This is a genomic window from Paraburkholderia sp. BL6665CI2N2 (assembly GCF_004366535.1).
GTDB lineage: Bacteria > Pseudomonadota > Gammaproteobacteria > Burkholderiales > Burkholderiaceae > Paraburkholderia.
Genome location: NZ_SORC01000001.1, coordinates 1,518,720 through 1,536,878, shown reverse-complemented (window position 1 = coordinate 1,536,878; position 18,159 = coordinate 1,518,720). Strand labels below are relative to the sequence as shown.

The following is an 18,159-nucleotide window of genomic DNA, read 5'->3' as shown; positions in this document are numbered from 1 at the left end:
CATGCATCGAGGAAACGCTCATGTTCAACTTCGCCCTGCGAAGACTGCCCTTTTGCGCCCGCCGTGGCGCACGCTGCATCTCGCTTCAACCGCTGCCCCGGCCGTTTTTGTCCGCCTGTCTGCCTGCCATCGTGCCGGCGTTCGTGCCGGCCTTCATCGCCTCGTCCGCTCATGCGCAGAGCGCGAGCGCCGACGCCGCGCTGCCCGCCATCAGCGTCAGCGCGAATGCCGCCGCCGTGCCGCGTGCCGTCGATCCCAACGTGCCTGCCTCGGTCGAGACCGTCACCCGCGAGCAGTTCGAGAACTGGAACGTCGTCAACACCGAAGACGTCCTGAAGTACATGCCGAACCTCGCCGTGCGCAAGCGCTTTATCGGCGATCTGAATTCGATCATCGCCGTGCGCGGCACCAGCAACACGCAAAGCGCGCGCGGTCTCGTCTACGCGGACGGTCTGCTGCTCAGCAATCTGCTCGGCAACAGCTACTCGTTTCCGCCGCGCTGGTCGATGGTGTTTCCCGACGAGATCCAGCAGGTCGATGTGATCTACGGACCGTTTTCCGCGCTCTATCCGGGCAACTCGCTCGGCGCGACCGTGCTCATCAGCACGCGCATGCCGAAACAGTTCGAAGCGACCGCCGACGTCAAAGCCTTCACGCAGCACTTCAGTCTGTTCGGCGTGAACCAGAATTTCAACGGCAGCGAAGCCAGCGCGACGCTCGGCAACCGCATCGGCAAGTTCTCGTTTCTGCTCGGGGTGAATCACCTGGAAAACACCAGCCAGCCGCTGCAATTCGCCACACTCGCCAAGTCCGGCACACCGGCCAAAGCCGGCGACACGCCGGTCACCGGCGCGTACTTCTACAACAACCAGACCAACACGCCGACGGCGGTGCTCGGCGTGAACGGTGAAGGCATCGAACACACGGTGCAGGACCAGTTCAAGCTGAAGATGCAGTACGACTTCACGCCGACACTGCAGGCCGGCTTCACGCTCGGCTATTGGCATCAGACCTACAACAGCCAGACCTCGAGCTTTCTGCGCGATGCGAACGGCAACGCGGTGTACAGCGGCAAGGTCGCGATCGACGGCTACGAATACACGATTCCCGCCGCGGCATTCGCGCCGAGTCTCGGCCATAGCGAGAACTGGCTCTATGGCGTGTCGCTGAAAACGCGCAACGCCACCGGCTGGAACGGCGAAGCGATCGCTTCGTACTACGACGTCGGCAACAGCGTGGCGCGCACCGCGAATTCCGGCGCGCCCGGCAACGGTCCGGGCACCGTGATCTTCGGCGACGGCGCCGGCTGGAAAACGCTCGATCTGCGCAGCACCTATACGCCCGCGACGAATCAGGCCGGACTCGCGAATCACGCGCTGAGCTTCGGTTATCACTACGACAACTACTTCGTCGACAACGAAAGCTACAACACGCTGAACTGGCGCGACGGCGCAGCCACCTCGTTCGCTAACGCGTTCGCCGGCAAGACGCAGACTCAGGCGCTCTACGCGCAGGACGCCTGGCGCTTTCTGCCGCGCTGGAAGCTCGTCTACGGCGTGCGCTACGAAGACTGGCAGGCCTATGGCGGCTCGCAGTCACTGGGCGGCACGACGCTGCCGTATAGCGACGCGAGCCAGCAGCACTTTTCGCCGAAAGCCTCCTTGTCGTTCGACGTCACCGACGATCTGACCTTGCGCGCGTCCATCGGCCGCGCCTATCGGTTTCCGACAGTGAGCGAGCTGTTTCAAGGGCAGATCAACGGTTCCGCGATCGTCAACAACAATCCGAACCTGAAGCCCGAAGACGATCTCTCGAAGGAACTGACCGCCGAATGGGCGCACTGGAACGGCGTGTTCCGCTTCTCGCTGTTTCAGGACGACGTAAAGAACACGATCTTCAGCCAGACCGATACGACCGTGATTCCGAACGTGACGAACTTCCAGAACATCGGCAAGGTCCGCTCGCGCGGCGTCGAAACGAGCTACTCCGGACAGGACGTGCTGATGCGCGGTCTGGACCTGCTGGCAAGCGTGGCCTACACGCAGTCGAAGATCATCGCCAACGCGCAGAACCCGGCCACAGTTGGCAAGTATTTCTACCGGATCCCGCTGTGGCGCGCGGATCTTGCCGCGACGTATCACTTCGACGAACGCGCGGCGCTCACGCTCGCCGCGCGCTATTCGGGTCGTCAGTACAACACGCTCACCAACACCGACACGAACCCCGACGTGTTCGGCGGCACCAGTTCGTACACGGTGGCCGACGCGAAATTCACCTACAAGCCGACCAGGCTGAGTGAAATTGGCATCGGCGTCGACAACCTGTTCGATGCCCGCTACTTCGTCTACCACCCGTATCCCGGCCGCACGTTTTATGTGGAAGCGAAGCTGCGCATGTGAGCGCGCTGAAACCGCCGCTTGCGCACGCACGTTACTCAAACTGATCGATTCATCTCTGCTTCAGGAGGATTTTCATGTCCACCACCACTGGCATCGACGCCCAGCGCGCCACGCCGGCGACTACCGTCGTCCATCCAGGCTATCGCACGCTCTGGCGCTGGCATTTCTATGCGGGCCTCTTCGTGATGCCGCTTCTGGTCGTACTGGCGATCACCGGCACGCTGTACTGTTTTCAGCCGCAAATCGAACCGCTGCTGTATCCGGGGCGCCTGACCATCGCGCCGCAAGCGGTCCCGAGATTGCCCGAAGACGTGCTGCTGGCAAGGGCGCGTTCGGCGCTGCCGGCGAACGCGGTCGCGCTGACCGCGGTCGTCGCGAGTGCACGGGAGCGCAGTGCCGAATTCGTCTTCCGTCTCGCAGACGGCGATAAGCAGAGCGTCTATGTGAACCCCTATACCGGCGCGGTGCTGGGCACGCTGAGCGTCGAACGCCGCTTCATGCAAGTGGACCGGATGCTTCATCGCAAGCTGCTGCTCGGCAAACCCGGCGAGCTGCTGATGGAACTGGCCGCATGCTGGACGCTCGTGATGATCGGCACCGGCGTCGCGCTGTGGTGGCCGCGCGAGAAAACCACGGCACGTGCGGCGCTGTTGCCGCGCTTCGCACTGAAGGGACGCGCGCTGTGGAAGAACGTCCATGCCGTGATGGGCATCTGGCTCGCGTTCGGCGCGCTCGCGTTCGTGTTGACGGGGCTGCCGTGGACGGGTTCGTGGGGCAAGCAGTTCAAGGCGCTCGCGACCGCCGCGAATCTCGGTGCGCCGCCGGGATCGTGGGGCGGCTTGCCGCTGCGCTCTGCGCTGCCAGCAAGGAGCGGCGCGCAGGCTGCCGCAACGGAGACGCACGCGGAAAACCGCGCGCACGCCGAACACAACGGCCACGGCGCCCACGCCGCCAACATGGACTCGATGCCCGGCATGGTGATGGACGACCTGCCTCTGCCGCTCACGCCCTGGGCCGTCGGCAACACACGCGTGCCCGACTCCCACTCCCTCTCCTCGGCCGACGAGTCAAACGCCGCGCATCCGCTGCCGCTCGGACGCGTCGTCGCACTGGCTACCTCGCTCGGCGTGACGGACGGCTACAACGTCGTGTTGCCGGCTTCCGCGACCGGCGTCTACACCATCTCGTACTTTCCCGACGATCCGAAAAACGAACGCACGCTGTACATCGACCAATACAGCGGAGCGATTCTGAAGGACATCCGCTATGGCGATTACGGCGCGGTGTCGAAGGCCGTGTCGTACGGCACGTCGCTGCATATGGGCCGTTATTTCGGCGTCGCCAACCAGATTCTCTGCGCCGCGATTTCTATAGGATTGGCGGCGATGGCCGTCACTGGCTGCGTCATGTGGTGGAAGCGACGGCCGCAGCGCTCGCTCGGCGCACCCTCGCGCGAACGTGCCGCGCCGCCCATGCGCGGCTGGAAAATCGGCCTCGTCCTGCTCGGCATCGTGTTCCCGTTGATGGGCGCCACGCTGCTTGCGGTGTGGCTCGCGGATCGGGCGATCTTCGGCCGTGCCGCGCGGCGCGTGGCGACGCCATGACGGCAACCACCCCGCCGTCGTGGCGCTGCGCCCTGAGATGGGAGCGGCGCGGCGTTTCTGCGCTCGACTGCGCATGTCGTTGAAACCCAGCGTGGACCACGGTCATCGGAGCCACTTGCGCATCACGCTCGCTTACGATACATTTTGCTCGATTATGATCGTTTCGTAGACCGAGCGGGGTGAAGACATGCAACGAACGCGACAGGAAGCCATCGACGGGCTGTTGCCCGAGCAACGCGAACAGCTGATTCTCGAACGGCTGCGAACGCACGGGCGCGTGCTGGCGTCGGCGCTCGCCGCTGAACTCCAGACCTCGGAACACACGGTGCGCCGCCATTTGCGCGATCTCGCCGAGCAGGGCCATTGCAAGCGCGTCTACGGGGGCGCCCTGCTGATCTCACCGGCCGACAAACCCGCGTCGGTGCGCATGGGCGAGGCTGTGGATCGCAAGGCCTGTCTCGCCGCCGCGGCGGTGTCGATCGTCCGCGCGAAGCAGATCGTTCTTCTGGACGCGGGGTCGACCAATGTCGCGATTGCCGAGGCGCTGCCCGACGACGCGGAGCTGACCGTCGTGACGAATTCGCCCGAGGCTGCCGCGCGCCTGCTGAACCGGCCGGGGTTCGAGGTGATTCTGGTCGGCGGACGGATCGCGCGCGGTGCGGCGGGCTCGCTCGGCGCGACCGCCTTGCTGCAGATCCAGCAGATCCGCGCCGACCTCTGTTTCCTCGGCGCATGCGCGCTCGATCCGGACGAAGGCGTCGCCGCCTTCGACGCCGAAGATGCGGAACTGAAGCGGGCGATGATCAAGGCAAGCGGCCAGATCGCCATCGCCATGACCTCGGAAAAGCTGATGACTGCGGCGCCGTTCTCGGTGGCCCCCGCTTCCGCCGTCGACTACCTGTTCGTCGAAGCCAACCTGCCCGCGGCGCGCCTTGCCAGTCTCGAAGCCGCCTGCGACAACGTGATGGTGGCGCGGTCATGACATCGTCCGCTATGCCCCAGATCAAACCGGTCAAGGAACGCGCCGCGACCGTCGGCGTGTTTCTCGCCAATGGCTTCGGGATCGGCGCATGGGCCGTCGAAGTCCCGCGCATCAAGGAAAGCCTTGCGCTTGGCGACGCCTCGCTCGGCATTGCGCTGTTCGCGTTCGCGCTCGGCGCGATCATTGCGATGCCGCTGGCGGGCCAACTGGCGCCGCGCTTCGGCAGCGGCCGGGCCACCGCCTTGCTCGGCGCGGCGTTCGTCATCACGCTGCCGCTGCCGGCCTTCGCGCCAGGCATGATTGCGCTGTGCGTTGTGCTGTTTCTGCTGGGCGCGGCGAACGGCGCGCTCGATGTCTCCATGAACGGCCACGCCAGCACGATCGAAACGCAGTGGCACGCGCCCATCATGTCGTCGTTTCATGCGGCCTGGAGCGCGGGCGGCCTGCTCGGCGCCGCCATGGGTGCGGTATTGCAGAAGAGCGGTGTCGGGGTGATCGGCGGCCTGCTGATACCGGCCGTGTTTATCGCGGCCCTGATCGTCGGTGCCGCGGTGCTTGCATTGCGTGATCTCGGTCCGAGGACGGCTGCCGCGTCAAGCGGCCTGGCATGGCCCTCATCCGCCGTGATGAAGCTCGCGTTGCTTGCGTTCCTTTGCATGCTGGTGGAAGGCGCGGTCGCCGACTGGAGTGCCGTCTATTTGCGTTCGGCGCTGAACCGCGAAGCGAGCGTCGCCGCGATCGGCTACTCCGCGTTCGCGTTCTCGATGGCCGCGTGCCGCATCGTCGGCGACGTGTCCGTGCGCCGTTTCGGCTCGAGCAAGGTCGTTGCGCTCGGCGGTTTGATCGCGGTGGCCGGGCTGGCGCTCGTGCTGAGTTGGCCGACGGTCTTCACTGCTTGCGTGGGCTTCGCGATGGTGGGCGTCGGCCTAGCAAATATCGTCCCGGTGATTTTTAGTGCGGCGGGTCGCTCGACGCTCACGCCGGCGACCGGCGTGTCGATGGCCGCCACCTTCGGTTATGCGGGCTTTCTGGTCGGGCCGCCGTTGATCGGATTCGGCGCGGGCCTGCTCGGTTTGCGCGTTGCGTTGTGCGTGCTTGTCATGGCGACGCTGGTCGTTTGTGTGGTTGGCGGCAAGGCGGTGCGCGCGGCGCGGCTTGCTTAGGTCAAGCTCACGTGGATAACGGACTTGCGCCGGCCATGGGATGGCCGAGCGCAAGGACCGCAGCCCTAGAAAATGCCCGGAATCACACGATAACGCACGCGGCCTTTGTAGGTCCGATAGCCTTCGTCCGCGGAGAGAAGCCGCTCCTCGCGCACGATGCGCCCCACTTGCAACGCGAATTGGCACCCGTACACCAGCAGGTTTTGCAGACCGAAGTTCACCAGCAAAAAGCCGATGTCGGTGATGAAGTAACCCAGGTACATCGGATGTCGAATGAAACGATAGGCACCGCGCGATACGACGCCGCGATTGGCGGGCAAGATGCCGAACGAGCGGCGCAGCGACACCTTGGCGAACAGTTGCCAGCATATCCCCAGCAGTTGCAGCGTGGCACCCACAGCCTCGGGCACGAGCTGCACGCCGGGCGCGAGACGCACGGCGAGGAAATAGTACGTGCCGCCCATCGCGCACATGAAAGCGAACGGCCGCCAATCGCGTTTCATCGGCACCCGCGTGACGAGCGACAAGCCGACCGTGAAACATGCGGAAACCACCAGAAACAACAGCGTGACCCGCGACGGCGCCGCGCGCCATTGCGTGATCGCGGCATAGGCGAACAGGCTCAGCATGGTCGCCGCGCCCGCGCGCGCGGCGACTTCCACCAGCGCCTCGCGCAAGCCGCCGGCATTGGCCGACTCCGCGGACATGGCACTGGTGAGGGTGGCGCCTTCGGTACTCACGGCGAGTGGCAGGTCTTGGAGAGGTGTCGTCGGTGTCATGGCGCGCTCACTTGGAAATACGCAGGATTTGCGAAGCCAGTTGCGAAAAGCACGGCTTCAGATCGGCCGGTGTCGCGGCGTAGCAGTACACGCCGACCGGCTGTTTCGGGTTGTAGCAGCGCGATAGCGAATCGGCTGTGTTGGCCATGCACTTGAGAACATCCTGGCCGAGTTCGTTGTCCGGGCCGGCGGGCTGCACCAGTTCGGGTCCGTACCCGAGCGTGAACACGTAAGTGCCTTCGGCGCGCGCCGCCGCGGCCATCGCTTCGAGCAGATTGCGCGACGCGCGGTTGACGTTCACATACGTAATGTCGCCGTTCGGCACGGCGCGCGGCGCGCTCACGGGCCAGATCGGGAACAGCTGTTCGTTCTTGTCGTGCGCGTTGTACCACTTCGGCATGGCCGTCACGAGCTTGGTCGCGTTGCTCTGGTAGCACGGCGAACCGAGCGTCTGGTTGAGCGAATTCATGTCGTACAGCCCGGACATCGTGCCCGCGCTGTCCGGGCTCGCGATCGTGCCGGCGTTGTTGTTGCAGCCGCTCTGATTGGTCGTGAAGAACGAAGAGAAACTGTTCGGCGCGCCGTCCGAGAAGAACACGATCACCCGCAAACTGGACGGCTGCGTGATCACCGTATTCAACTGATTGCGCGCGTTCCAGATCGCTTCGGCCGAATTGGTGCTGCCGTTGAACGAATATTTTTTGATGTCGGCAGTCATCGTCGCGCGATCGAAACCGCGCGCATTGCCTTTGAACGGCACATCGACCACGGTGCCATAGGCGAAGTGCATCAGCGCCACACGGTCGTTGGTGATATCGAAATTATTGAGGAAGGCCACCGCATTCGAACGTACCGCAGCCGGCACGCCGGAAGAATTCAGCGAGCCCGTCGTATCGATCACGAACGCCATATCCAGCGTCTTGCGAATCGCCTGCGAAGACGAACTCACGTTCAGCACATTGAATCCAAGTACCTTCGTGAAAGTAACCGGCACGCTCGCTTGCGCCGTCATGCCGATGGTCACGGTGCCGGCGTTGAACACGATCGACGGCGTACCCGCGGTCACGCTGGAGCCGAGAAAACCCGCCGGATAGTTCGCCGCGAAAAAAGCCGTCGCCGCCTGCTGCGCGTTATTGGTCTGCTCCGTCTGGTTGCTGCCGCGCGTGACGGCCTCGCCGGCCGCGATCACCGCGCCGTCAGTGGCGGCGTCGAGGCGCGCCTTGATCATGTAGCCGAGACCGGAATCCACCGCTAGACCGAGGATGCCTAGCAACGCGATCAGCGACACCGCCACAATGATGCTGACCGATCCCCTCTGCCGTCTTCTCAATGCCACCGTTCTTTTTGCTGCTGTTGTCATTACTACCCCCGGTACTGCATTTTTTATTGGCTCGGCTTTTCGCCGGCTCAGAACACCGTCATTGCGTAAAGATTCGGGGAGAGCGCGGGTGTGGTGAAGCCGCCGCCCAAATCCAGCGAGCCGATGAGCGGCGTCTGCAAATAGAACGCCTCCACCACGTACGCGATCTGCCCGTCGGAGAGCTTGCCTTGCAGCAAGTTCACCACCGGCGACAATTTCCCCGCCGCCGGAATGCCGCTGCAACCGCCGGTGCCGTCCGTCGCCCAGCGCGTGCCGGCGTTGCCGCAGTTCCATAGCCGGCTTGCCGGGTAGTAGTTGCCGCCGTTCCAGCGATATTGCGCGACCACCACGCCCGTGCAATTGTTACCGCTGCTGTCGCAGTTGTTGTTGCCCATGATCTCGGTGATGTAGATCATGCCGTTCGCGGTCATGTTCAGCGGTGGCGTGGTCGACGTGAGCGAGGACATAATGGTCTGCATCGGAAACGTAAGCGACGCTCGCGAGGACAGGCTCGCGCCCTCGCGGCTCACGTTGATCAAAATCATCTGCGCTTGAACGTTGCGCGCAATGTCGTAAGCCGGCAGCGCGAGTGCCACCAGCACCGGCAGCAACAATGCCATTTCAACACTGACGATGCCTTTGGACGCGCGGCGGCTTCGCAAGGAACGTGTGCGCATGTCAGAAGCCCTCGTTGCGCATCGTCGCCGCGACGCTGAAACTGAAATTGCCGTTGGCGAAGAACGGCTTCACTAGCGGCGTGAGAAGCGGCCAGATGCAGTTGATCTGCAGCACCACGATGTCGCCGGGCTTGCCGAACATGCCGGTGCTGTAACTCGTCTGCGTGTTGTAGGTCTGGGTCGCGCCATTGATAGTGATCACGTAACTCGGCGAGACGAGCGAATAGAGACCCATCGAACTGTCTCTGATCTCCTGCACGACGGCCAGATAACGTTGCTGGTTGGTCGCGTTCGGGTCGAGGTTGGTCTGCCCCGTTACCGAATAACGCGCGCCTTCCCGCACCGCGTATTGCATGGTCAGATTGACCCACAGTGCGACGCCGAGATCCATGGCGATGCACAGCAGCAGAAACAGCAGCGGCGCGACCAGCGCGAACTCGATCGTGGCGGCGCCGCGCTGCTTGCATGTGAGGTCGCGCCTGCCTAAGCGAGCTTCTGCACGAGCTTCCGCGCGAACGGCGGCGTTGCGGCGAGCGGCTTTCATTTCGTTTCCTTGTCCAGCACCAGCACCGGCTTGCCGCTACCGAGCCCCGCGCCGCGTTCGGCGCGCAGGCGCAGCGGCCAGCAGAACGCTTCCAGCAGCGAACGTGGTTGCGCGCCGTCGTCGAGACCGGTGGCCGGCCACTCTTCTCTGGCCGGCACCCACTGCGTGTCGAACAGGTGATCCCACAGCGGCAGCAGTTGCGTGAAGTTATGGTCGAAATGCTCGCTGCGGTTCGAATGATGCAGGCGGTGATATTGCGGATTGTTGAGCCAGGTAACGTATCGGCCCAGGTCCACGCGCAGGTTCAGATGAGCGAAGTAATTGCCGAACATGAACACGACCGAAGTCAAACCGACAATCCATGGTTCGACCTTGAACAGCACGCCGACGAGCGGATACAGCAGACAGCCCTTGATGAGCGATTCGACCCAGTGGTGCCGCCACGTGACCGTGACATTGAACTCGACCGCGCTATGGTGTAGCGAGTGCAGCTTCCACAGCACGGGCCACGCGTGCTGCAGGCGGTGAAACGCGTATTCGAGCACGTCGATGGTCAACAGCACGATCACGAACGAGGCCACCGCGCCGAACCCGTGCGAGTTCAGGACTACCATGCCGCCGCCGAGCGCATTCACAATCGCGATGCTCGCCGCCGCCGTCAACGGCCTCATCGCTTCGGCGATCGCCAGATATATCCCCGCGTAGGCCACGTTGAAACGCTGCCCTGCGCGCGATTGCAGCATCGCGGCTGGCCAGCGCCGTTCCAGCGCCGCGCCCGCCGCCATCATTACCAGGCCGAGCGCATACGCGCGCAGCCAGAGGCCTGCATGATTCATCAGATCAGGAAACAGGCTGGAAGCGAACATGTGATTCCCCGGTGAATGCCTGACGTTCAACCGCCCGCGATGCCGTTAATGGCCGGAAACAGCTGGCGCATGACCTGGATTGCCGACGGACCGACCAGCACGGCCAGCAGAGTCGGAAAAATAAAAAACATCAGCGGAAACAGCAGCTTCAAGGCGATCTTCGCAGCCTGCTCTTCGGCGCGCAAGCGTCGTTTCGTGCGCAGGTTGTCGGTATAAACACGGAGCGAGTCACCTACGCTGGTGCCGAAGCGGTCAGCCTGAATCAGCATCGCGGCAAGCGTGTCGATGTCTTCCACGCCGGTGCGCAGCGACAGGTTGCGCAACGCCTTGTCGCGGCCCGAGCCGGCACGCAGTTCCAGCAGCACCATGTCGAATTCGTCTTTTAGCGTGTGGCTCTTCACGCCGATTTCCTGGGTGACGCGCATCATCGCTGCGTCGAGGCCGAGGCCCGCTTCCACGCAGACGGTCATCAGATCGAGCGCGTCGGGCAGATCTTCGAACAGCTTGCGCTGACGGCTTTCGACGAGGCGCGTCATCACCAGATTTGGCAGATAAAAGCCGAGCGCCGACGCGGCCAGCACCGTCAGCAGCAGATAGATGCGCTGATCGGCTTCGAAGGCGTTGCCGAACAGAATCAGCGCAAGGGCCGGCAGTGCGAGCGCGAGGACCGTCTTGGCAGCGAAATAGAGTGCTGGCGCGGACGGTGTGCGGATGCCCGCGTTCGCGAAGCGCAGACGTAGCGCCGACTTGTCCCAATCGTCCTTCGGCAAGGACAGTTTGGCGACCCGCTCGGACACCTTCGTGACCGTCTCGATCCAGTTCTTCTGCGTGCTTGCCTCGACCTCGCTGGCGACGCCCGGCTGCCCGAATTCCTCGATGCGCCGCTGCACCGGATCAGGGCGCAGCAGAGCCATGGCCTTCAGTGCCGCGCCGAACACGATCAGAAACATCACCCCCAGCAGCACGATCTGTTCTATTTTCATGGTCTGCGGGCCAAGCCCGCGCTCCTCGTGTCGAAAGCGGTGGTCTAGATATGAATGTGCACGACTTTGCGCATCCACAAGATGCCGAACAGCATCATCGTCATCGCCACGCCGGCGAGCTGCACGCCGGCCGGATCCGTCCAGAACACGCTGATGTAACCCGGATTGAGCACCGACAGCAGCCCAAGAATCGCGAACGGCAACACGCCGAGCACCCAGGCCGACAAGCGTCCTTCCGCCGATAGCACGCGCACCTTGCCGAGCAGCTTGAGCCGCTCGCGAATGATGCCGGCGATGGAACCGAGAATCTCGGCGAGATTACCGCCCGCCTCGCGCTGGATCAGCACGGCGATCACGAAGTAGCGCAGATCTTCCACCGGCACGCGGCTCACCATGTTCAGAAGCGCGTCGTTCATCGACACGCCGTAGTTGATCTCGTCGAACACCAGCGCGAATTCGCCGCCGAGCGGCTCGGGCAGTTCTTCGCCGACCATGCCGAGCGCGGCCGGAAAGGAGTGGCCGGCGCGCAGCGCGCGGGCGATGAGATCAGCCGCATCGGGCAACTGGCGCTCGAGTTGCAGCACGCGTTTGGTGCGCTTGCGGCGAAGAATCAGCGTAGGCAGCAGGCTCGCCACCACGGCGAACACGCCCATAACCGGCGCGGGAAATTGCAGCACAAACCCGCCCAAGGCGCCCAGCATCGCGCACAGCAACGTGTAGGTAACGAAGCGCGCCACCGACCACTTCAGCCCAGACTGTTGCAACTGCCGGTCGAGCGTGTGCACGCGCGGTATGCGCAGCAGTATCTGCGTGACGAACGGCGACTCGCTCAGCATGCGCTGCTTGAGAATCGAGAGCTGTTGGCTGCTCACATTGCCGCCGGCGGACAGCGCGCGAATGCGCTCGTCCATGCGCTTGACGTCCTTGCCGCGATGGCTGCTCCAGAGCAGATAAACAGCCTCGATGGTCAACACCACCGCGAGAAACGCGAGCACCGCAAAGCCGATAAACGACGTGTTCATGTGCCTCTCCTCAAATCCGTTGCGCGCTCATACTTCGAAACGCCGTGCCGGATCGAACATCTGGTCCGGCAGCACGATGCCGAAGCCCGCCAGCCGCTCGCAAAATTTCGGCCGCACGCCGCTCGCGCAGAAATAGCCTTTGATCATGCCGTTCTCGTCGACACCGGTGCGCTTGAACGCGAAGATCTCCTGCATGTTGATGATGTCGCCTTCCATGCCGGTGACTTCGGAGATGCTCATCAGCTTGCGGCGTCCGTCGGTGAGGCGCGAAGCCTGCACCACTACCGTAATCGCTGACGCGATCTGCTGGCGGATCGCCTTGATCGGCATCGTCAGACCCGCCATGCCGACCATGTTCTCGAGCCGCGTGAGCGCGTCGCGCGGCGTGTTCGCGTGCAGCGTCGCCATCGAACCTTCGTGGCCGGTGTTCATGGCGTGCAGCATGTCGAGCGCTTCGGCGCCGCGCACTTCGCCGAGTACGATGCGGTCGGGGCGCATCCGCAGCGCGTTGCGCACCAGCGAGCGCTGCGAGATTTCGCCCTTGCCTTCGATATTCGGCGGCCGCGTTTCGAGGCGCAGCACGTGTTGCTGGCGCATCTGCAATTCGGCCGCGTCTTCGATCGTCACGACCCGTTCGTCCTCGGGAATGAAGCCGGAAAGCAGATTGAGCAGCGTGGTTTTACCGCTGCCGGTCCCGCCCGAAATCAGCACGTTCAGCTTCGACTTGATCAGCGCTTCGAGCAGTTGCGCCATCGCGGGCGTGAAACTCTGGTTGTTCACCATGTCGGTCACGGTAAGCGGATTTACCGCGAACCGGCGAATCGACACGAGCGGTCCGTCGATCGCCGACGGCGGAATGATCGCGTTGACGCGCGAGCCGTCCGGCAGGCGCGCATCGACCATCGGCGTGGATTCGTCGATCCGGCGGCCCACGCGCGAGACGATGCGCTCGATGATCTTCATCAGATGCGCGTCGTCGTAGAAGGTCACGTCGGTGTGTTCAAGGCGCCCGCGCCGTTCCACGTACACGTGCTGCGACGTGTTGACCAGAATGTCGGAAATGGTCGGGTCGTTGAGCAGCGGTTCGAGCGGGCCGAGGCCGACCATTTCGTCGTGCACGTCCTGCGCGAGACGGCGGCGCTCGAGTTCGTTCATCGGAATCTTGTCTTCGTCGACGATCCGTTCCACCAGTTGCGCCAGCTCGCGCTTGATCTGCTCGGGCGACAGGCGTTGCAGCTTGTCGAGTTCCACCCGGTCGATGATCGCCTGATGAATGTTCATCTTGAGTTGCTGATACGCGCGCCGCGCGGCCAGGCTTTCCGTGGCCGCGCCGGCCGCGGCCGCTGCGGGACTGGCGCCGTCGAACGGCATCGTGCCGCTCTGGATCATCAACTGTTCGCGCAATGACATGGTGCTCTCCGCATTCTTTTCGATGGCAGACAACCCTGAACGAATTCAGGCGGCTCAGTGTCCGGGCTTGAGTTGCGGCGGCGAATTCGGCCGGCTTTGGAACAGACGCCCAAGCACACTCTTGCGCTGCGTAACCGGCAACGGCCACAGCAGCGCCGCCAGTTGCGAGATGCCCTGGGCAAGCGCGCCGCCCTTCGCGCCGGTCACGAGCGGCACGCCGTGATTCAGCGCCTCGGTGGCCTGCTTTTCGTCGCGCGGCAAGTGATGCGCGACCTTCGCGCCGAACGTTTCTTCGAGCGTGGACAGGTTGATGCGCGCGTTCTTGTCGTACTGATTGACGATCACTTTCACCTTGCTCGCCGGATAGCCAAGTTCCTTGAAAATATCGAGCATGCGGCGGCCCGCGTGCAGGTACAGAATGTTTTGCCGCACCACCATGCAGATCGAGTCGCTGTGATCGAGCGCATGAATCGCGAGCGGATTGATGTTCTGACCGACGTCGATCAGCACCGCGTCGTATTGCTCGCGCACCAGCGTGAGAATCCGTTCCAGATGCGCGGCGCGCAGTTCGCCCGACTTGACCGGATCGCCCGCGCCGGCCAGCACGTCGAGATTCGCGTGCACATGCATCACGCAAGATTCGAAGAAAGCGGCGTCGAGCCGGTCGATTTGCGAGCACAGATCCGCGAGCGTGGCGGGCGGCGCTTTGTCGGCGACCAGCAGGCTCGCGTCGGCGAATTGCTGGTTCAGGTCGATCAACAGCACGCGTTTGTCGCGCAAGGCGGCCAGCGCGTAGGCGAGATTCACGGCGATCAGTGTCGTGCCGCTGCCGCCCTTGCAGGAGGTGAACGACACCACACGGCCGTCGCGGCGCACACCGGCGTGTTTCTTTGCCGAGACGTGAGCGAGCGCGTCGGCGATCTCGGCGTCGTTCAGCGGCCAGGAGAGCACATGCCGCACGCCGACACGCATCGCCGCCATCAGCAGTGTGGTCGACGGCGCAGGCGTGATCAGCATGCAATGCAAATTCGGCAGGAGCGACAGCACTTCTTCGACACCGTTCAGATCGCGCGGCGTCAGATCGGCGTCGTCGACGATCAGCAGATCGGCGCTCCTGATCGCCGCGGCGTGCACGCGCAACTGCTTTGCCGTACCGTGCAGCGTACGCAGACGAAACGCGATGCCGCTTGCCTCGAGACGCGCCGCGATGTGCGGCGCGCGCTCGGCGCTGGACGAAATCAGAAGGGTGTCGATCATGGTAAGTCTCCGCTGGCTCTACGGCGAGCCGCCTGGTTGTGCCGCTTCAGTACGAAATCGATGAGCCGACGCCGATCGTCAAGGAATTGCTGGGCGGGGGCGGCGCCGTGAAGGATTTGGCGTAGCTCTTCTGCGCCGCGGCTGCAGCCGTGCCGTCGATTCCCGCAACCGGATCGGTGTTCGCCGAGGCGTTCGGGTTGAGCGTCTGCATTTCCTTGATCTGGTTGATCGAGTCGCCGAACGTCGCGTCCCAGTGCGGCGTCGAACTCAGGCAGCCGGCGAGCGCGGCGCTCAAGCCGGCGCACAGTGCCGTGCGGATCAGTGTCTTGGTGCTTGTCATGTCGATCTCCGGTAGGCCGCGCATTACTGCGAGGCGTGTGAGTCGCTGGTTTCCGGCGTGGCAGGAATCACGGCCACAGCGGCAGCCGCGCTGGGAGCGGGTGCGGGAACCGGTGCGGGTGCAGGCGCGGTTGCCGGTGCCGCGACTGGTGCCGAAGCTCCCGCGGCCGGCGCGGCGCGCTTCGTGCCTTCCATGTGGCCGGTCAGGTACACGTTCGCTTCGCTGGCGTCGCCGAAACCGTCGGTCGGCAACGGATAGTGCTGCGGTAGCGGTTTGGCGAGGCGCGGCGTCACGACGAACACCAGTTCGGTCTTGTCCTGTTCGTAGCTCGTGCTGCGGAACAGTGCGCCGAGCACCGGCAGTTCCGCGGCGCCTGGCAAGCCCTTGATCGAACCGGTGACGTTGCTCTTCAGCAGGCCGCCGATCGCGAAACTCTGACCGTCGAACACCTGCAGCGTGGTGGAGGCGCGCCGCGTGGTGATCAGCGGCAGGATGGTCTGGTTGTTCGAGTTGCCGGCGCTGACGACCACGCCAGTAGACGACAGCTCGGATACCTCCGGCGACACCTTCAGGTTGATGCGGCCACCTTCGAGCACGGTCGGCGTGAAGGTCAGGCCGACACCGTACTGTTCTTCCTGTAGCACGATGGTCGTGCCGTTCGCACCGTTGCTTTGCGGCACCGGAATATAGACCTTGCCGCCCGCGAGGAAGCTCGCTTCCTGGCCGCTGATCGCCATCAGGTTCGGCTCGGCGAGAATCTTGACAAGCTGATCGGTTTTTTGCGCATCGATCGCGGCCCTAAGCGGCGCATTGTTCGCTTTCGATGCGGTCAACGCGCTCAGCCCGCCCGACAGATAATCGGCCAGCAAGCCGAAGCTCCAGCTGCCGATCCCGCCGTTGATATTGGCCGCCACGCCGAGCTGGTCGATCAGCGTCTTCGAGACTTCGGCGACCTTCACTTCGAGCATGACTTGCTGTGGCGCGGCCACGTGCATCATGTTGATGATGCGTTCGCCGCCCGCGCCGCCGAGCGTCGGTGCCGGCATACCCATCGCGCGCGGCGCGGCGCCGACCGGCAACGGGCCGCTGCCCATCGGCGCGGCGGCTTGCAAGGCGGTGGTCGGACGGGCCACGAAGGCGCGCGCCAGTTCGAGCACGCGTTCGGCCTTGACCGCGTCGGAGACCGTGCCGGTCAGCACCAGCGTGTCGGCGGCGGCCTTCACCTGAATACCGGTTTCCTCGGGCATCAGCGCGGCGAGAGTTTGTTGCAGACCGCCGGGATCCGCGCCGACGCTCACGTCGATGATCGTGCAGGAGCCGCTGCGGCCTTGCACGATCATGTTGGTGGTGCCGACATCGGAGCCCAGCAGATACAGTGTTTTCGGAGACACGAGCATGGCCTGCACGATCGCCGGATTGCCGACGCTGCGGCTCTTCACCGGTTCACGCACATCGACCATCGTGGACTTGCCGACCGGGATCGTCACCGAGCTATGTTCGGCGACCGGGCCGCTGCAGTTCGGGCCACGGGCGCCCTGTTGCGCGCCGCCGGACGAAGCACCCGGGCCCATGCCGCTCGCGGCGATGGTCAGATGCACCGAACCGTTCGACGCCACTGTGAGCGGCACGTCCGGCAATCCGGGCACACCCGCTGCGGCGTTCTGGCCGGCCGCTTGCGCCACCGGCAGCATCGTCAGATACATGCCCAGCAGTACACACGTGCAGGCTTCGGCGATCCGGGTGCGGCCCCGCGGCAGGCGCGAATTCGCTTCGCGCGGGCCGAGCGGCTCCCGCGGCGCGCTAGCGCGCTGAGTGGTTCTGGCGTTCATGTCCTACCCCCGTTATGTGCCGCATTTTTTTGCGCACCGCTCTGAACGTCGGTCACGCATCGGTCACGGCTTGCAGGCTCGAGCCTGTCAGAAGCATTCTTGTCTTACGTCGGCGCCGTCGAGCACCCGCACACAGTTGGCCGGCGCGCGCGCCGCCACTTTGCGCACGATATGCACCGGCTTCGGTTCGGGTGCGGGCACCACGGCGACCGGCGTTTGCAGCAGGCTGGCCTTGGTGGCGCCGGCGGTGTCGATCGCTTTGGGATCGATCTGGTTACGCAACACCAGTGAGAGCGTGCCGATGCTGCGTGCAAGGTCGATCTTCTCGGCCTGTTCCGGCGACACTTCGAGTGTCACCGCGTCGACCACCTTCGGCTTGGTTTCGTCGCGGCCCACTTCCTGCGCGACGGCCAGCACGAGAATCTTTTCGAGCACGATCTTGGAGATGTTCTGATCACGCTGGGTGCCTGGATCGCGGGCATCCTTTTGCGTGTTGACGATGATGTCGACGTAATTGCCCGGCAGCGCGAAGCCCGCCACGCCGATCACATCGTTCACGCGCACCGTGATGGCGCGCTTGCCTTCGCCGATCACCGCCGAGAGGCCGCCGAGCGTGCCGACCGGCGTGAGCTTCGCATCGAGAATCGGTTCGCCGCGCAGCAGGCTTTCCTTCAGCACGCGGCCGTCGAGTTTCTGAATGTCGGTGTACGAGCCGGGCGGCACGCTATTGGACGGCCAGTCGGTGAGCTTGAGGTAGTCCGGGCCGATCCGTTGACCGAGATTGATATCGGCTGCCGCCACCACGACCCTCGTCGTGGCATTCGACGACTGCGAGACCATCCAGCGCGAGGCGAACACCACCGCGGTGAGGCCCGCCAGCGTCGCGATCAGCAGCATCGTTACAGCGCGCGCGTTTTTCATTTTCAACCCCTGATTTTTGCCCT

At 64.1% G+C, this 18,159-nt stretch carries 16 protein-coding genes; 4 read left to right on the top strand and 12 right to left on the bottom strand.

Going from position 1 to position 18,159, the window contains the following annotated elements; translation table 11 throughout:
* The first annotated feature begins 20 nt into the window (after nt 1–20).
* The 4 genes from B0G81_RS06900 to B0G81_RS06885 all read left to right on the top strand — a co-directional run bounded on the left by B0G81_RS06900 (nt 21) and on the right by B0G81_RS06885 (nt 6,148).
* Complete coding sequence (locus B0G81_RS06900; protein ID WP_134133983.1) at nt 21–2,399, top strand: TonB-dependent receptor; 2,379 nt, start codon at nt 21–23, stop codon at nt 2,397–2,399.
* 74 nt (nt 2,400–2,473) lie between these two features.
* Nucleotides 2,474–4,003, top strand: coding sequence for a PepSY domain-containing protein (locus B0G81_RS06895; RefSeq protein ID WP_134133982.1), 1,530 nt, complete (start codon nt 2,474–2,476; stop codon nt 4,001–4,003).
* A gap of 223 nt (nt 4,004–4,226) precedes the next feature.
* Nucleotides 4,227–4,985 carry a DeoR/GlpR family DNA-binding transcription regulator gene (locus B0G81_RS06890; protein WP_243856373.1) on the top strand — a complete coding sequence of 253 codons (759 nt, stop codon included), beginning with the start codon at nt 4,227–4,229 and terminating at the stop codon, nt 4,983–4,985.
* Nucleotides 4,982–6,148, top strand: coding sequence for an MFS transporter (locus tag B0G81_RS06885; RefSeq protein ID WP_243856372.1), 1,167 nt, complete (start codon nt 4,982–4,984; stop codon nt 6,146–6,148). The genes B0G81_RS06890 and B0G81_RS06885 overlap by 4 nt, the downstream gene beginning before the upstream one ends.
* A 65-nt stretch (nt 6,149–6,213) precedes the next feature.
* Here the strand turns inward: B0G81_RS06885 and B0G81_RS06880 are convergent, their stop codons facing one another.
* The 12 genes from B0G81_RS06880 to cpaB form a co-directional block, all read right to left on the bottom strand.
* A complete protein-coding gene (locus B0G81_RS06880; RefSeq protein WP_243856746.1) occupies nt 6,214–6,855 on the bottom strand; it encodes an isoprenylcysteine carboxylmethyltransferase family protein in 642 nt (213 codons plus the stop codon).
* A gap of 79 nt (nt 6,856–6,934) precedes the next feature.
* Nucleotides 6,935–8,263, bottom strand: a complete 1,329-nt coding sequence (locus B0G81_RS06875; RefSeq protein WP_243856371.1) for a vWA domain-containing protein — start codon at nt 8,261–8,263, stop codon at nt 6,935–6,937.
* Between the two features lie 71 nt (nt 8,264–8,334).
* Nucleotides 8,335–8,964 (bottom strand): TadE/TadG family type IV pilus assembly protein, encoded by a 630-nt coding sequence (locus B0G81_RS06870; protein ID WP_134133978.1) that lies wholly within the window; start codon nt 8,962–8,964, stop codon nt 8,335–8,337.
* A 1-nt stretch (nt 8,965) separates the two neighbouring features.
* A complete protein-coding gene (locus B0G81_RS06865; protein WP_134133977.1) occupies nt 8,966–9,508 on the bottom strand; it encodes a TadE/TadG family type IV pilus assembly protein in 543 nt (180 codons plus the stop codon).
* Nucleotides 9,505–10,374, bottom strand: a complete 870-nt coding sequence (locus B0G81_RS06860; protein ID WP_116123564.1) for a sterol desaturase family protein — start codon at nt 10,372–10,374, stop codon at nt 9,505–9,507. Before B0G81_RS06860 ends, B0G81_RS06865 begins: the two co-directional genes overlap by 4 nt.
* A gap of 26 nt (nt 10,375–10,400) precedes the next feature.
* A complete protein-coding gene (locus B0G81_RS06855; protein WP_134133976.1) occupies nt 10,401–11,357 on the bottom strand; it encodes a type II secretion system F family protein in 957 nt (318 codons plus the stop codon).
* 44 nt (nt 11,358–11,401) lie between these two features.
* Nucleotides 11,402–12,379: a type II secretion system F family protein gene (locus B0G81_RS06850; RefSeq protein ID WP_134133975.1), complete on the bottom strand. Its 978-nt coding sequence runs from the start codon at nt 12,377–12,379 to the stop codon at nt 11,402–11,404.
* A 27-nt stretch (nt 12,380–12,406) separates the two neighbouring features.
* A complete protein-coding gene (locus B0G81_RS06845) occupies nt 12,407–13,789 on the bottom strand; it encodes a CpaF family protein (RefSeq protein ID WP_121309029.1) in 1,383 nt (460 codons plus the stop codon).
* 54 nt (nt 13,790–13,843) lie between these two features.
* Nucleotides 13,844–15,046: an AAA family ATPase gene (locus B0G81_RS06840; RefSeq protein WP_134133974.1), complete on the bottom strand. Its 1,203-nt coding sequence runs from the start codon at nt 15,044–15,046 to the stop codon at nt 13,844–13,846.
* A 46-nt stretch (nt 15,047–15,092) separates the two neighbouring features.
* The gene (locus B0G81_RS06835; RefSeq protein ID WP_134133973.1) at nt 15,093–15,386 is read right to left on the bottom strand and encodes a hypothetical protein; all 294 of its coding nucleotides are present in this window, start codon (nt 15,384–15,386) and stop codon (nt 15,093–15,095) included.
* Nucleotides 15,387–15,409: 23 nt separating this feature from the next.
* Entirely contained in the window at nt 15,410–17,215 is a 1,806-nt protein-coding gene (locus B0G81_RS06830; protein ID WP_134133972.1) for a type II and III secretion system protein family protein, read from the bottom strand.
* Between the two features lie 87 nt (nt 17,216–17,302).
* On the bottom strand, nt 17,303–18,136 hold the full coding sequence (gene cpaB, locus B0G81_RS06825; RefSeq protein WP_116145573.1) for a Flp pilus assembly protein CpaB: 834 nt from the start codon (nt 18,134–18,136) through the stop codon (nt 17,303–17,305).
* Nucleotides 18,137–18,159 lie beyond the last annotated feature (23 nt).